A 16,418-nucleotide genomic window follows, 5' to 3' on the forward strand; every position below is an offset into this window, starting at 1 on the left:
CACTATATAAAAGCGCTAAGATAAAAGTTGTCGTCTAGCTGACAAGTTGAATTGATTTTTCATTTAAATTTGCAAAGAAGTAAATAACAACAGCTTTCACAATAAATTTATTGATACATTATGGCCAGTGACTCTGTCATATTCACGCTAAATTGCTGCCCTTAAAGGAGGATTGTAAATGGTTCTACTCAGTGCTTATCGCTACTGATTTTATCTAAGGAACTTTCTATCCTACTGACTATGCTGTTAGATATATTTGAAAATCAAAGCAAAGATTAACAATGATACATAAAAGGACATATTGTGCTGAATTCAACGGACCTTGAATTATTATCAAAGAATTTATGGTATTCACAACTGCCTATTCCTTTTCAACAATTGATTCAACAACAAGCCCATTATCAAAAATTTGAGCGTGATCAAGCGATTTTCAGATCAGGCGATCTATTTAATGGCATCTATGCGGTCTTAGATGGTCGGGTACGCTTAGGCTATATTGATATTGAAGGAAATGAATCCGTTGCTGCTATTGCAGAACCGATTATGTGGTTTGGAGAAATTTCTTTGGTGGATCAGCAACCACGTTCTCATGATGCCATTGCTGTTGGAAAATGTTTAATTTTACATCTCCCCAGCCAAGCGATTCAGAAAATTTTAAATGACTATCCGCAATATTGGTTCCATATCGCCCAATTGACCAGTCAAAAACTTCGCTTTGCTTTTTTAGAACTCATTTCAATTCAAACCCAGCATATACGACAACGATTGGCTCAGCGTTTGATGTTTATCTTAAACGGCTATGGCAATCATATCCGTATTGAAAATAACATCATTCATTTATCACAAGAACAATTGGCATTGCTGCTCAAATGCTCACGTCAAACTATTAACCAAGAATTACATTTACTCGAACAACAAGGCGTTTTAAAAATTGCCTTTAAAAAAATAGAAATTTTAGATATCAAGCAATTACATTCTATAGCTCACTCACTCGGCCAACTCTAATTTAACTCATTACTTTTCTACTTTTAGACAAATATTAAATTCACCTTAAACGGCTGGAATATATAATCATTTTATAAATAAAATATACAAATTATTTATTCTACTTTGTGAAAAATACAATTATATTTTAGCGAGGCGCTAATGCCATCTCAATAAAAGTTGAAATAAATGAAAAAAATCACAACATTGCTCACAGCGGGATTATTCACTGTACTTAGCGCTTCTGCATTTGCATGCCCTAAAGGTACAACATTGGTTGGTGGTACAGGCCCAAACCATAAAGGCGGCAAATGTGTTGCGGCAAATCCAGCAGCTCAAGCGACTCAAAAAGCAACGGCTGCAAGTACAAAAGCCAAAGCTGATGCAACGCAAGCAAAAGACAAAAGTGTAGCTGCAACAAAAGCTGTTGAAGCGAAACCGAAAGAAGCAGCGACAAAGCTAAAAACTGAAACTGCTGCAAGCAAAGCAAAAGCTGAAGCAACAACCAAAGCAGTGAAAAATGACGCTGCTGCAAAATCAACTGCTGCTAAAGACAAAGCAGTGAAAACAGCATCGACCAATCCGTTAAAACCTTAAGCAACGAAAAGCTTACTTAACGAACATTCATATGAATTAAAAAAATGGCGCATATTTGCGCCATTTTCTAGGGTCTGTTAAAAAATATTATTATTTGCTTTGGTATTGCCTAAACTTGGATTTTCAATTGCATCTTTGCACTGGGCTTTATCACGTTCATATTGCGCTTGATTTTTTTGCATTTCACCATCTTTTTCCAATGTCGATCTTGCCCAAGTATCTAAACTGGTCATGGCTTTACGACACAACGCGTATTTACCTTCTGTCACTGAATCGGTCATTTTGACATTGATACGCCAGTCGGTACTTAATTTCCGTAAAGGTTTACGTACATTGTCTTCAATCAAATTCAATTGCTTACGGTAGACAAAGGGTTCCACCTGATTAATCAGTTTCCATGCTTCATTGGCATAGGTTGTCGCATCATTGGTTAGTTTTGGCGCAGCTTTAATTTCAACTTTTTCTTTAGGTTCAGAAGATGAATTACCACATGCTTGTAAACCTAAAACACCTAACACCAAGGTCATACTCAATAATAATTTCGACTGATTTGCGAACATAAAGTTACGCCTAAATAAACATTTCGCTACTATGCTAGTAAATTCGGGTAGAATACACAATCTTGATTTTACCTTTTGTTTTACTCTCGTTTTAGGTGTCCTGTGTCAGAGCACAATCCCTCAGTCCAAACTGCTGGCTTTTGGCAAGGCGCTAAAGACAGTCAAGCCATCATCTTTACTTATCTGCCTGTATCTTTTGCCTTTGGTGTATCCGCAACCCAATTTGGTTTTAGTGCATGGGAAGCCTTATTTCTATCTTGCTCTATGTACGCTGGTGCTAGCCAATTTCTTGTGGTTGCATTATTGGGCAGTGGCACATCTATTTGGATGACAGCACTTACAGTCATTGCACTGGATATTCGCCATGTACTTTATGGGCCAGCCTTACAAAACCTGATTCAAGACCGTTTAAACCTAAAAAAGACCGCAGTATGGGCATGGGGTTTAACCGATGAAGTTTTTGCGGCTGGAATGATTAAACTTTCCCAACGTCGTCAGGAATGGTCAGAGTCTTGGATGTTAGGACTCAGCTTGTTTAGCTGGATGTCATGGGCCTTAGGTTCCTTTTTAGGTGGTTTATTTGCAGATCAAGTCAGCGACTTGCCGCAATTTTTACAAGCCGCTTTAGACTTCTTGTTACCTGCATTGTTCTTAAGCTTCTTACTAGCAGCCTTTGAGAAAAAACATACTTTTGTGGTTGCCGTATCTTTAGTGGTTTCCGCGTTGGCCTGTTATTTTATCAACATGTCGGCAGCAATTTTTATTGGGATTGCATCTGGGATTTTAGCGGGATTATTTAAACATTATGTTTTAAAGCAAACTGATGAAGTGAGTATTTAAAATGGATTTACAGATTATCTTGGTGGGGATATTGGTCGGTATTGCAAATTTTGCTTCACGCTTTGGTCCATTCTATCTGCTGCAAAAAAGCCAACAACACACACAAACTCGTGGCGCAACATGGTTAAAAATTGCATTAGGCAGTATTGGAATTGCAGCAATCAGTTCAATGTTAATTGTCGCCACTCTTCCAGCATTGATCGAAACTCCAAATAAAAGTTTTGCGATGTTGGTGGGCTTTCTTGTACTCACAGGATTGTATTTTAAATTTAAAAGAATCGTTTTGGCGACACTCACAGCAGCATTGGCCTATGGCTTGGTCTATACCTATCTGTAATTTTGTTGATTAAAGCATATTTTAATGCATCAGCAGATCAGCGTGTAAATTTAAAGTCTTTCGGATTTAAAATGCTTTCATCTAATTAATTTACAATAAAAAACCATGTGAATTAATTAGTTGTGTATGATTGCTTTCAAATAAAATATTTAAAATACGCAACTTGATATGTTTATCGCACACTTACCTTCTGGCTATATACTGGCTAAACTTTTACTCAAGAAATTTAAACAGACAAAAATCACCAATAAAGCTTTTTTTACGCTGATTATGCTTGGTGCAATTTTTCCTGATATTGATCTATTCTATTTCTATTTATTCGATCATAGATCGGTACATCACCATAAGTATTTTTTACATTGGTTTTCATTTTGGATTCCAATCTTTCTAATCGCTTTATTTTATTTTATCCATTCAAAATACACGGCTAAACCTGCCCTGATGATCAGTCTTTTTTCGGGTGCTGCCCTGCTACATATCGGCTTGGATACTTTTGTAGGTGATGTTTGGCTTTTTGCACCGTTTATTGATCAACCCTATGTGTTTTTTGAAGTCAGCTCACGTTATCAGCCGTGGTGGCTAAACTTTATTCTGCACTGGTCGTTTTTTGTAGAACTACTGATCTGCCTCATTGCGTTGATTCTGTTGGTTCGTAAAAAGAATTGATCAAAAATTATTGATCAGTTTTCTTGCGCAAATTCAAAGCCACTTCATTTGTAGTGGCAAACCGCCTATAAGCTAAAAACTTTATAAAAAAATCTGTTAGACAATATCATTATTTTATGTCAATCAGCCCTTAACACACGCCTGAGTTCTGCTATGCTAACAGTCCATAAGACAAGCATGGAAGAATAGCATGAGCGTTACTATTGGTACCCCACTTCAATCATCTGCATTTAAAGTTTTACTGTTAGGTTCAGGAGAGCTTGGTAAAGAAGTGGTGATTTCATTACAACGACTTGGTGTTGAAGTTCACGCGGCAGACCGCTACGAAAACGCACCTGCCATGCAAGTTGCTCATTTCTCTTATGCCTTAAACATGGCAGATGCAACAGAATTAAAAGCTTTAATTGAAAAAGTAAAACCCAATCTTATTGTTCCAGAAATTGAAGCGATTGCTACTCAAGTATTAGTCGAAATCGAACAACAAAATATTGCAACCGTGATCCCTTCGGCAAAAGCAGTGAATTTAACCATGAACCGTGAAGGGATTCGTCGCTTAGCGGCGGAAGAACTTGGTTTACCCACTTCCGCTTACCGTTTTGCCAATACCTTAGAAAGCTTCCGTTCTGCATGTGATGACATTGGTTATCCGAACTTTGTTAAACCTGTAATGTCTTCCTCTGGTAAGGGGCAATCTCGTGTCAAAGAATATGCTGAAGTAGATGCAGCTTGGGAATATGCTCAAACTGGTGGTCGGGTAAATCAAGGTACAGTCATCGTCGAGTCACAAATTGACTTTGATTTTGAAATCACCTTACTCACTGTACGTTCGAAAAATCCAGAAACAGGTGAAATTGAAACCGCTTATTGTGATCCAATTGGGCATCGTCAAGATTCAGGTGACTATGTAGAAAGTTGGCAGCCCCAAGCAATGACAGAAGCAGCTTTAAATGAAGCCAAACGCATTGCCAATAAAGTCACTGTAGCACTTGGTGGCTGTGGGATTTTTGGGGTAGAACTGTTTGTAAAAGGTGATAAAGTATGGTTTAGTGAAGTATCACCGCGTCCACACGATACAGGCTTAGTCACACTTGCATCACAATTCCAAAGCGAATTTGAATTACATGCACGTGCAATTTTGGGTTTACCTGTCAATACTGAACGACATAGTATTGCTGCAAGTGCTGTAATCTATGCAGGTGTAGATGCAAAGAATCTTTCATACGCTGGCTTAAATCTTGCTTTGCAAAATCCTGCGACAGACTTACGCCTGTTCGGTAAACCTGAAGGATTTAAACGTCGTCGTATGGGCGTGGCAACAGCACGTGCTGAAACAACAGACCAAGCACGTGAACTTGCACAAGAAACGGCTGCAAAAGTCACTGTTCATTTAAACAACTAGCCAATATATTTGCGGACAAGACATCCATGATCAACACCTCTCCTCTGTTGGAATATGTAACTGATATACATGACATTAAAGCGATTAATCAATGGCGTAGCGATGTTGAGCAACAGTTAAATGAGGCCTATGATCATGGTACAACAATACGCGAAATTGTCCGTACCCGTTCAAATGTGGTAGATGAAGCCCTTATGTTTCTCTGGAAGCATTCAGGGCTAGATCAAACAGATCTCGGTTTATTTGCTGTTGGTGGCTATGGGCGACGCGAAATGTTGCCCTATTCCGATGTCGACATCATGATTCTTTCAGAAGAAGATCTTTCCCCTGAACAAGAACAAACGGTGACGCAATTTATTTCTACACTTTGGGATGTGGGGAATTTTAAACCGGGTGTCAGTGTACGTACCATCCGAAGTTGTTTTGAACAAGCCACCAATGATCTCACTGTGGCAACCTCGCTGATTGAAGCGCGATTAATTATTGGCAATCAACATCTGGCAAGATGGCCTCGTCGTGTAGTTTCCCAAACTTGGACAGATAAGACTTTCTTTGATGCCAAGATGGATGAACAAGCGCAACGTTATGCGCAACATAACAATACTGAAAGTAATTTAGAACCCGATATTAAAAATGCACCCGGTGGTATTCGGGACATTAACCAAATTGGCTGGATTGCCAAACGGCATTTTCGGGTCAATCGTATTTACGACCTAGTTCATTTGGGTTTTATTTCTGAATTTGAATTGGGCGTCCTAGAAGAAGCTGAAAACTTTCTTTGGGAAATCCGCCATCATTTACACCGTTTAACCAAACGTGATGAAAATCGCCTATTGTTTGATTATCAACGTGATATTGCAGCTAAATTTGGCTATACACGAGAAGATGATCATCATCCAAATTATCCAATTGAACAGTTCATGAAGCGTTATTATCGTACCGCGCAACAGGTTTCGACCTTAAATGAAATGTTATTGGCTTATTTTAATGAATCGGTGATTACCCCACGCTTACCCGACTATGAACGTAAAATCGAAAATATTAACGAACATTTTAAATTGGTTGATGGCAAGCTTGCCGTTCAACAACATAAAACCTTTTCAGAAAATCCAAGCGCTATTTTAGAAATTTTCTATATCTTAGCGAATCGCCCTGAAATCGAGGGTATTCGTGCACGTACATTGCGTCTTTTGACTTTAGCAGCAAAACGCATTGATCAAGCATTTCGTGATAATCCGACCCATCAAGCATTATTCATGGCGATTATCCGCTCTCCATATCGTTTATATGAAACCATGGTGGCAATGAAGCGTTATGGTGTATTAGGAAATTATATTCCTGCATTTGGTCAAATCATGGGGCTGATGCAATATGACTTGTTCCATATTTATACCGTCGATGCACATACCTTACTGTTAATTCGTAACTTAAATCGTTTTAAAGAACCCGGCTTTGCCAAAGACTATCCTGTTGTCAGTTCTGTATTTCAACGCTTAGTCCGCCGTGACATCGTATTCCTTGCTGCATTATTCCATGATATTGCCAAAGGCCGTGGTGGAGATCACAGTGAACTTGGCGCTGAAGATGCAATTGAATTCTGTCTTGCCCATGGGTTTACTGAGCGCGAATGTAATCTGGTTGCTTGGCTCATCCAAAACCATTTACTGATGTCGATGACCGCACAGAAAAAAGATATTTCAGATCCAGATGTGGTGAAAGAGTTTGCTGAAAAGCTTGGTGATATGGAGCATTTAGATTATCTCTATACGCTGACGGTTGCCGATATCAATGCCACCAATCCAAAACTTTGGAATACATGGCGCTCTTCTTTGATGCGTCAACTCTATACCCATGCGCGTGATGTAATTCGTTCTGGTTTGGGTCGACCTGTTGATTATCAAATGCTGATTGAAGATACCAAATTCTCTGCAAGCGAAGTCTTGGTGGATGAGTTTCCACTCGATCAAGTTGAAAAGGTTTGGCAAGAGCTTGGGGACGAATACTTCCTTAAAGAATCCGCAGATGAAATTGCATGGCATACTCGTGCCATTTTGCAACACGGCGACAACCCTGCACCATTGGTGCTCATGCGTGCGCACCGTAAAGCAGCACAAGATGCTGTACAGATCTTTATTTATACTCAAGACCAACCCAATCTGTTTGCCACTACAGTGGCAATTTTGGATCGTATGAATCTGGATGTCCAAGATGCACGGATTATCACTGCAACCAAAGCCTTTAGTTTAGATACTTATGTGGTCTTGGATCGTTTCGGTACCTTATTAACCGATCCTGAACGTGAAGAAACAGTCAAACAGGCGTTAATTAAAGCCTTAAGCGAATCAGATAAATATCCGGGTTTGATGCAACGTCGTATTCCACGTCAACTTCGCCACTTCGATATTGAAAATACCGTGGATGTAACACTTAACGAAGCTTTGCAGCAAAATATGGTAGAAATCTCTACCCTTGACCAACCGGGCTTACTTGCACGCGTTGGTGGTTTATTTATGATGCAAGGTTTAGACATACATTCTGCTAGAATCGCCACGCTGGGTGAAAAAGCAGAAGATATTTTCTTTGTCACCAAAAAAGATGGCACCCCCCTCACTGAAGCTGAGGCTGAAGTCTTTACCGCAAAATTAAAAGCGGCATTAGATGAAGCATCAAATCAAATCTGTGGGCAACATTAATCTTACTTTCTATCGTGGTAATTGTTTCATGAACTCTAGTTTGTCTTTATTACATCCTTATCCATTTGAAAAGTTAAGCCAGCTTTTTCAGGATGTAAAACCTGCAGATTTACCTTTGATCCCACTTTCAATTGGAGAACCAAAGCATCCTGCTCCTGAGTTTGTGAAGCAAGCGATCATTGATAATTTTCAGCACCTTTCAACTTATCCAAACAGCAAAGGTTTACCAGAACTTCGTGAAAGTATTGCTCAGTGGCTAACCCGTCGTTTTAAACTGAATGCGATCAGTGCGGAAGATCATGTTCTTCCAGTTACAGGTACACGTGAAGGGATTTTCTCTTTTGTACAGGCCTTGATTAATCGTGATGATGCACCTTATGTGGTAATGCCTAATCCGTTCTATCAGATTTATGAAGGTGCGACTCTTTTAGCTGGTGCCAAGCCATACTTTGTCAACTGTACCGAAGACAACAATTACCTCGGTGATTTTGATGCTGTACCTGCTGAAGTTTGGGAAAAAACTGCACTTTTGTTTGTTTGTACGCCGGGAAATCCTACTGGTGCGGTACTTTCAAAAGCACAATTTAAAAAGCTAATTGCACTTTCTGACCAATATGACTTTGTGATTGCTTCTGATGAATGTTACTCAGAATTGTGGTTTGATGAAGCACCGATCGGTTTATTAGAAGTCTGTGCTGAATTAGGTCGTGACGACTATAAAAATTGTATCGTATTCCATTCTCTGTCTAAGCGTTCAAACCTACCGGGTATGCGCTCAGGTTTTGTTGCTGGGGATGCAAACTTACTTAAACCTTATTTAAAATTGCGTACTTATCACGGCGCTGCAATGCCAGTCCAACATCAATTGGCTTCAATTGTTGCTTGGAACGATGAAACACATGTTGAAGAAAATCGCAGACTGTATCGTGCCAAATTTGAGTTGTTCCAAAATGAACTCGGCCATCTTTTACCATTACAAAAGCCCGATGCAGGTTTTTATTATTGGTTAAAAGTTGATCATGATGAAAACTTTGCCAAAATGTTAATGGAAAAAGCCAACATTAAAGTTTTACCGGGGCGTTATTTGTCTCGTGATACTGAACAAGGCAATCCTGGTGAAGGTCATGTTCGTATGGCATTGGTCGCAGATATTGCTCAATGTGAGCAAGTGATACAACGTTTAAAAGCTATTTTATAAAAATATACTGTTATAAAAAATGCCCCAAATTTGGGGCATTTTTTGTGGTATTTAAAAATCAAATGCCGCACTTAACATGAATGTACGAGGTTGCCCAGCAACCAAGTAACCGTTATTCGTGTTAGAAGTACTGTTGATGTTGTCGAATAGACCAACTGATGACCAATAATTTTTATCGAAGACATTATTTACACGGAAATTAAAAGTTGTCGGTGTTTGCCCCAACTGAGTTTTATATGTCGCACCAAGATCTAAAGTTGTCCAATCACCTACTTTCAATTTGTTGTCTAAACTCGCATAAGTCGAACCTGTATAGGTGACTTGAGCATTTAAAGACACATCGTGAACTGTTGGCAATTTCCAATCAGCACCAACATTTGCTTGAAATTCTGCAACACCCACTTCCTTTTTATTATCGTAGTTAACATTTCCTGTATTTTTTTGCTTTGCATCAATCCAAGTTGCACCACCTAACACTTTTAAAGAATCCGTCAATTGACCAAAAGTATTGAGTTCAACACCACGATGTACATATTTACCCGCATCACTAAAAATATTGTTTTCAAGTACTGCGCGCTGCTTATCGATATCAAACAAACTTAGGCTTGCACCAAACTGATCATTTTCATATTTGACACCAATTTCTTTTTGTTTAGCAACGAATGGTTTGAGTGTTGTGGTTTCTTTCGTCGTTGAATTGGTATTACTCAAACCTTTAGCTAAAGATTCAATATAATTTGCATAAACTGAAACTTCAGGCAGAATTTTATAACTTAGACCCAAAGCAGGGGTAAACTTACTTTCATCATACTCACCTGATTTAGTTGAAGTTCCATAATTATAGTTTTCTTGCATGATGGTTTGATAACGTCCACCGAGCATGACTGTTAATTTATCATCTAAAGCTTTGAGGTTATCGCCAATGGCAATACTTCTTAAACGCGTCCGAGTCGTTAATTTAGGTGTATCTAAGTTATTCCCAAACAACGCATTTTGTGAATAAGCAGGTTGATCATACTGGATTGGATTATAGATATTGTTGGCTAATGTATTTTTATAGTCCATCACATAAGCATTGCGGGTGTTCTGTTGAAATGCCGATGCAGATAGCACTAAATTATGTTCAATTGAACCTGTGTTTACTTTACTACGCACACCAACTTCACCAGTATTGACCATATCTACACGCGCATTGTCAAATCGATAAATGGTTCCCGCGCCTGTTGTCTGATTGGTCAATGTCATATTTGCTAAACTGTTTTGCTCTTCGCCATGTCGAAAACCATAAGCAGCATAAGCTGTTAAATTATCTGCTAAATCATATTCAGCACGATAACTTCCGAATACATCCTCTTCATTTGAATACGTCCATTTTTGTGCAAAGTTATCTGAGCCATCAATTGCTTTCGGAATCTCGGTAATACCCGTGCCTAAAGTCACGTTTGGACGAGTCGCTTTTAAACGATTATTCACATAACCCATATCGCCAGAAAGACGTAAACGATCACCACGGTAATCCAAACCTATAGAAGCTAAGCCTAAAGATGCTTCTTCATTATCAACAGCAGTATCACCGCCATGATATGCTGTGTTTACTCGTACGCCGAATTGTTGATCTTCACCAAAACGGCGAGAAATATCATTGGCAATATAACCTCCATTGAAGTCCGTACCTACTGTGACACGATTAAGTGGTTCGTTACTTGCACGTTTCGGCAATAAGTTAATTGCACCACCAATCCCACCATTACTTGGCATTGCTCCATTTAAAAATGAGGATGCCCCTTTTAATACTTCAACACGTTCAAACAGCTCTGCAGGAATATACTGACGTGGTAAAATTGAATATAAGCCATTATAGGCTGTGTCGTCTGAGCCCAAGTTAAAGCCACGAATATAATAATTTTCTTGGAAATTACCAAAACCGCGTCCGACACGAACACTTGGATCCGCTTTTAAAACATCCCCAACACTTTTTGCTTGTCGCTCTTGAATATATTGATTGGTATAGCTGGTTAGATTAAACGGTGTATCTATATTTTTCTGATTGCCAAATATCCCAACTTTACCACCAGAAGCCACCTGCCCTCCAGCAAATGCTGGCATTAAACCCTCTGCTGATGCATCTGCACTTGCGACTACTGTAATCGTACTCAGTTGTTTTGCATTACCATTGCTCGACTGAGACAATGAAGCATCTTGTTGTTCAGCATGCGCAATTGCAGCACTTGTCGCCACTGCCATCATCACAATTAAGGGTTTAATTTTTCGCATAGGAGGCTCTAAAACAGTCATCTAAATTAAGCCGCCATATTAAATGATAATCACTCTTACTTAAACTTGCTTTCTCATTTTATAAGCATGTTTTTTTAAATAAAAAAACAATATCTCATGGTATTTATTTATTAAAAAATATTATAAATTAAGCGTAGTCTTGTAGTTTTTATACAAAATTATGCTGATCTTGATGGTTTCTATATTAAAAACATATAAATAATTTTAACCGCTCAAGCCATCTAATAATCAAGGCCTTAAAACAACAAATATCACTAACTTCAACAACCTCTCTATAGCAAAATTCAGCCGCTTAACTTTCAAAAAATCACATTAAGCGCTGTATTGCAACTTGACCAAACATAGAGCCTTTAGAGATACTCAACTTATCTCTACTCATTTAAAAAACTAAAATGAAATCGCATGACCCAATGAAAAAAAAGCGCATAAACTCAAAACTCGGGATCATTATTGCAATTATTTTTATTGTGCTAATCGTAGCTTTTATTGGATGGAAATCTTCAAATAAAAAGCAGCCTTCTCCAGAAAATGCAGCAACATCCGCTTCTAGCGCAAAACCAGCACTGACTGTAACGGTGATACAACCCGAGCTACAAAACTGGAAGCAAAACTTTACAGCCAATGGCAATATTGCTGCATGGCAAGAAGTGGTGATTGGCAGTGAACTTTCGGGGCAACGAATTACCAAAGTCAATGTCAACGTTGGAGATAGCGTACAACGTGGGCAAGTTTTGGCTGAAATTAACAGTGAAAGTATTCGTGCTGAATTGGCGACAGCAAAGGCCAATTATGCAGAAGCGAAAGCTGTGCTAGCTGATGCCAGTATCAATAATCAACGTATTCAACAACTCAAAAATACCGGTGCAATTTCACAACAAGAAGCGACAAAATACCTGACTTCTCAAAGTACAGCACAAGCCCGCTTAGATGCAGCCAAAGCCCAAATTGACAGTAATCAGCTTCGTTTAACGCAAACCCAAGTGATTGCACCCGATCATGGGGTTATTTCAGCACGTACAGCAACAGTTGGCTCATTGGCACAAACGGGACAAGAACTGTTCCGTTTGATCCGTGATAACCGTTTGGAATGGCGTGCCGAAGTAACCTCGACAGACTTATATAAACTTAAAAAAGGCATGACAGCGCATATCACCTCACCTGATCCTAGCCGTTCAGCCGTTTCAGGTAGCGTTCGGATGATTGCACCAGTCATTGACCCGCAAACACGTTATGGTTTGGTCTATGTGGATATACCTACCACTGATGCTGTTCGTATGGGTATGTTTGTCAAAGGTGAGTTTGATCTAGGCGAAAAGCCAGCACTAACAGTGCCTCAAACCGCAGTACTCTTACGTGATGGTTTCTCTTATGTGTTTATTGTCAATAAAGATAATCGAGTAACTCAACAGAAAGTCACACTTGGTCGACGTTTAAATGATCGTGTTGAAATTGTTGATTTAGCAGCAAACACTCAACTGGTTGCATCTGGAACAGGATTCTTGTCAGATGGTGATTTAATCAAACGTGGTCATGCCATTCCAGATACACCATTGACCAAACAACTCGTTAGCACGCAGGAGAAATAACATGAATTTCTCCGCTTGGTCGATTAAAAATCCGATTCCCGGTATCTTGCTTTTTATCATGCTTGGTTTAGCGGGTTTGATGTGCTTTCATTGGATGAAAATACAACAATTTCCCGATATTGAATTACCAATGGTCACGGTCACAGCGGCTTTACCCGGTGCAGCACCGCCGCAACTGGAAACAGAAGTTGCACGTAAAATTGAGAACTCGATTGCAACTTTACAGGGACTTAAAAATCAATATACCAATATCCAAGATGGTGTAGTCACCGTAACTGCAGAGTTTCAACTGGAAAAACCACTGCAAGAAGCTGTTGATGATGTCCGTAATGCGGTTTCACAAGTACGTTCAGATTTACCCGCAGATCTTCGTGATCCAATTGTCAGTAAAATCAACCTTTCAGGTTCACCAATTCTCACCTATACCATTCAGTCCCCTCGTATGGATGAGGAAGCGTTGTCTTGGTTTGTGGATTACGATGTTGCACGTGCAATGTTAAAAGTCAAAGGCGTTGGTGCGGTTTCTCGTGTAGGCGGCGTCACGCGTCAAGTTGATGTTGAATTAGATCCTGAAAAACTCTTAGCATTAAATGCCACAGCAACAGACATCACCCGACAATTACGCCTTGTTCAACAAGATGCATCTGGCGGACAAACCAAAATAGGCGGCAGTGAACAGTCTATTCGTACCATTGCCACAGTAAAAACTGCTGCTGAAATTGCAGCAATGGATATTGCCTTGAGTGATGGTCGCCATATTCGGCTGGATCAAGTTGCCAACATTCGCGACGGCATTGCTGAAAGACGTTCTGCTGCACTGTTAAATGGCCACCCTGTGATTGGCTTTGAAATTACCCGCAGTAAAGGTGCAAGTGAAGTTGATGTTGAAATCGGAGTAAAAGAGGCACTTGAAACATTAAAAGCGGCGCATCCTGATATTAAAATCACTGAAGCATTTAACTTTGTAAATCCTGTGGTTGATAACTATAAAGGCTCAATGTCCTTGCTGTATGAAGGCGCACTTCTTGCAATCTTGGTGGTTTGGTTATTTTTACGAGATTGGCGTGCCACGATCATTGCGGCAACTGCCCTGCCTTTGTCCATTCTACCTGCCCTAATTGGCATGTATTACTTAGGTTTTACTTTAAATATTGTCACACTGTTAGCCATGTCGTTGGTTGTGGGAATACTGGTTGATGATGCCATTGTAGAAATTGAAAATATCATCCGGCATCTTCGAATGGGGAAAACACCTTATGAAGCGGCCATGGAGGCAGCCGATGAAATTGGTTTAGCCGTGATTGCCACCACTTTTACCTTGATTGCAGTGTTCTTACCCACTGCCTTTATGAGTGGTATTGCAGGTAAATTCTTTGTGCAATTTGGCTGGACAGCGGCTTTGGCTATTTTTGCCTCACTCTTGGTGGCACGCTTACTGACGCCTATGATGTCAGCCTATATTCTTAAACCTTGGGTTGGTAAAGTTGAAAGTCATCATGACAATCAAGTATTAGATGATCAAAGCCAACCAATCAAAGATCATGGTGATCTCGAACTTCAACATGATCGTGCCAAAGATGGTCGGGTGATGCGCGCATATATGCGGATGGTCACGTGGTGTTTAAATCATCGTTGGATCACCTTAAGCAGTGCCATCATATTTTTTATTGCTTCATTGATGCTCATCCCATTACTCCCTACAGGCTTTGTTCCACCACCTGACACTGGGCAGACCCAAGTGCGTGTTGAGCTTCCACCAGGTTCACAATTTCCAGATACCTTAAAAGCAGCAGAATACGCGCGTAGTTTAATTAAGGATCATCCTGAAATTAAAAGTGTCTATACCACGATTGGTGGTGGTTCAGCAGGTACAGATCCTTTTGCAGGTGGTGCATCAAGTGAACCAAGAAAAGCAACCTTAACCATTCAAGTCACAGCACGTTCAGACCGTGCTGCAAGTTTGCAAAAAATTGAAAATGACTTGCGCCAACGTTTAGCTCCACTGCCTGGTGCACGGATTCAAGTCGGTATTGCAGGCAATAACAGCCAATATCAAATTGCGCTGTCAGGTGATGACCCTGATGTACTAATCACAACAGCACGTCAAGTAGAACGAGAAATCCGTACTATTCCAAATATTGGTAGTATTACCTCAAGCGCAGCATTGATTCGCCCTGAATTGGTAATTCGCCCTGACTTTGCAAAAGCTGCGGATTTAGGCATTACCACACAAAATATCGCTGAAACTGTGCGTATTGCCACGGCGGGAGATTTTGATCAGAACTTGGCAAAATTAAACCTTTCGCAACGACAAATTCCGATTGTCATCAAACTGCCATTGTCTGCACGTCAAGACCAAGATCTGATTAAACGCTTGATGATTACTGGTAGTAAAGGTCCAGTGATGTTAGGCACCATTGCACAAGTCAATATTGAAAGTGGTCCTTCACAAATTGACCGTTTTAACCGTTTACGTAACATCAACTTTAATATTGAGCTCAATGATCAGCCTTTAGGCGATGTTGCGGCTGCTGTAGATAAACTTCCAACCATCAAAAACTTACCTCCGACAGTAAAACGTACCAATCTGGGTGATGCCGATGTGATGGAACAGCTCTTTGCAAGCTTTGGTTTAGCTATGCTAACAGGCGTATTGTGTATCTATGTGGTCTTGGTGCTACTGTTTAAAGACTTCTTACAACCGATCACCATTTTAGTGGCATTGCCTTTGGCACTGGGTGGTGCGTTTGTGCTACTGCTTTTAGCAAAAAGTAGTTTTTCGATGCCAAGTTTGATTGGCTTAATCATGTTGATGGGAATTGCCAGTAAAAACTCGATTCTTTTGGTCGATTATGCAATTATCGCCCGTAATGAACGGCAGTATTCACGTATGAATGCGCTCTTAGATGCCTGCCATAAGCGTGCACGGCCCATTATTATGACCACTTTAGCGATGGGCGCAGGTATGTTTCCGATTGCCTTAGGAATAGGTACAGATCCAAGTTTTAGAGCACCGATGGCAATCTCTGTAATTGGTGGACTGATTACCAGTACCTTCTTGTCATTATTGGTTATTCCTGTTGTGTATACCTTTATTGATGATATTCACAACATGTTATTCAAACGTAATAAAGCCAATAAATCGAACGAAGCAAGCGTATCTCATTCTTGATTTTTAAAATTGAATCAGATGACAACATAATGTAAAAGAGAATGCCTATCTAGATCTTTATTAGATAGGCATGTTTTTATTTGAGCTAATT

At 39.8% G+C, this 16,418-nt stretch carries 12 protein-coding genes; 10 read left to right on the plus strand and 2 right to left on the minus strand.

The features are described from left to right. Nucleotides 1-303: 303 nt before the first annotated feature. A complete protein-coding gene (locus GJV03_RS12290; protein ID WP_353160533.1) occupies nucleotides 304-1,005 on the plus strand; it encodes a Crp/Fnr family transcriptional regulator in 702 nt (233 codons plus the stop codon). Between the two features lie 168 nt (nucleotides 1,006-1,173). Next, nucleotides 1,174-1,581 (plus strand): hypothetical protein, encoded by a 408-nt coding sequence (locus GJV03_RS12295; protein ID WP_004720938.1) that lies wholly within the window; start codon nucleotides 1,174-1,176, stop codon nucleotides 1,579-1,581. 77 nt (nucleotides 1,582-1,658) lie between these two features. Here GJV03_RS12295 and GJV03_RS12300 read toward each other — a convergent pair whose 3' ends face one another. Beyond that, nucleotides 1,659-2,141 (minus strand): hypothetical protein, encoded by a 483-nt coding sequence (locus tag GJV03_RS12300; RefSeq protein WP_004720940.1) that lies wholly within the window; start codon nucleotides 2,139-2,141, stop codon nucleotides 1,659-1,661. Nucleotides 2,142-2,243: 102 nt separating this feature from the next. On the opposite strand from GJV03_RS12300, the gene GJV03_RS12305 reads away from it, so the two are divergent. From GJV03_RS12305 to dapC, 6 genes are all read left to right on the plus strand, one after another. Next, a complete protein-coding gene (locus GJV03_RS12305) occupies nucleotides 2,244-2,981 on the plus strand; it encodes an AzlC family ABC transporter permease (protein ID WP_004720941.1) in 738 nt (245 codons plus the stop codon). A gap of 1 nt (nucleotide 2,982) precedes the next feature. Beyond that, entirely contained in the window at nucleotides 2,983-3,318 is a 336-nt protein-coding gene (gene ygaH, locus GJV03_RS12310) for an L-valine transporter subunit YgaH (RefSeq protein ID WP_151956842.1), read from the plus strand. Between the two features lie 168 nt (nucleotides 3,319-3,486). Then, nucleotides 3,487-3,984, plus strand: a complete 498-nt coding sequence (locus GJV03_RS12315; protein WP_151956843.1) for a metal-dependent hydrolase — start codon at nucleotides 3,487-3,489, stop codon at nucleotides 3,982-3,984. A 190-nt stretch (nucleotides 3,985-4,174) separates the two neighbouring features. Continuing rightward, nucleotides 4,175-5,383 carry a formate-dependent phosphoribosylglycinamide formyltransferase gene (gene purT, locus GJV03_RS12320; protein WP_004720948.1) on the plus strand — a complete coding sequence of 403 codons (1,209 nt, stop codon included), beginning with the start codon at nucleotides 4,175-4,177 and terminating at the stop codon, nucleotides 5,381-5,383. A gap of 26 nt (nucleotides 5,384-5,409) precedes the next feature. Beyond that, on the plus strand, nucleotides 5,410-8,076 hold the full coding sequence (gene glnD / locus GJV03_RS12325; RefSeq protein ID WP_056510738.1) for a [protein-PII] uridylyltransferase: 2,667 nt from the start codon (nucleotides 5,410-5,412) through the stop codon (nucleotides 8,074-8,076). A 28-nt stretch (nucleotides 8,077-8,104) separates the two neighbouring features. After that, on the plus strand, nucleotides 8,105-9,274 hold the full coding sequence (dapC, locus tag GJV03_RS12330) for a succinyldiaminopimelate transaminase (protein ID WP_154130186.1): 1,170 nt from the start codon (nucleotides 8,105-8,107) through the stop codon (nucleotides 9,272-9,274). Nucleotides 9,275-9,325: 51 nt separating this feature from the next. Here dapC and GJV03_RS12335 read toward each other — a convergent pair whose 3' ends face one another. Then, entirely contained in the window at nucleotides 9,326-11,548 is a 2,223-nt protein-coding gene (locus GJV03_RS12335; protein WP_154130187.1) for a TonB-dependent receptor, read from the minus strand. A 413-nt stretch (nucleotides 11,549-11,961) separates the two neighbouring features. On the opposite strand from GJV03_RS12335, the gene GJV03_RS12340 reads away from it, so the two are divergent. After that, nucleotides 11,962-13,155: an efflux RND transporter periplasmic adaptor subunit gene (locus GJV03_RS12340; protein WP_171501854.1), complete on the plus strand. Its 1,194-nt coding sequence runs from the start codon at nucleotides 11,962-11,964 to the stop codon at nucleotides 13,153-13,155. Nucleotide 13,156: 1 nt separating this feature from the next. Continuing rightward, nucleotides 13,157-16,327 carry an efflux RND transporter permease subunit gene (locus tag GJV03_RS12345; RefSeq protein ID WP_154130189.1) on the plus strand — a complete coding sequence of 1,057 codons (3,171 nt, stop codon included), beginning with the start codon at nucleotides 13,157-13,159 and terminating at the stop codon, nucleotides 16,325-16,327. Nucleotides 16,328-16,418 lie beyond the last annotated feature (91 nt).

It is taken from the genome of Acinetobacter sp. RIT698 (assembly GCF_009668065.1).
Taxonomy (GTDB): domain Bacteria; phylum Pseudomonadota; class Gammaproteobacteria; order Pseudomonadales; family Moraxellaceae; genus Acinetobacter; species Acinetobacter guillouiae.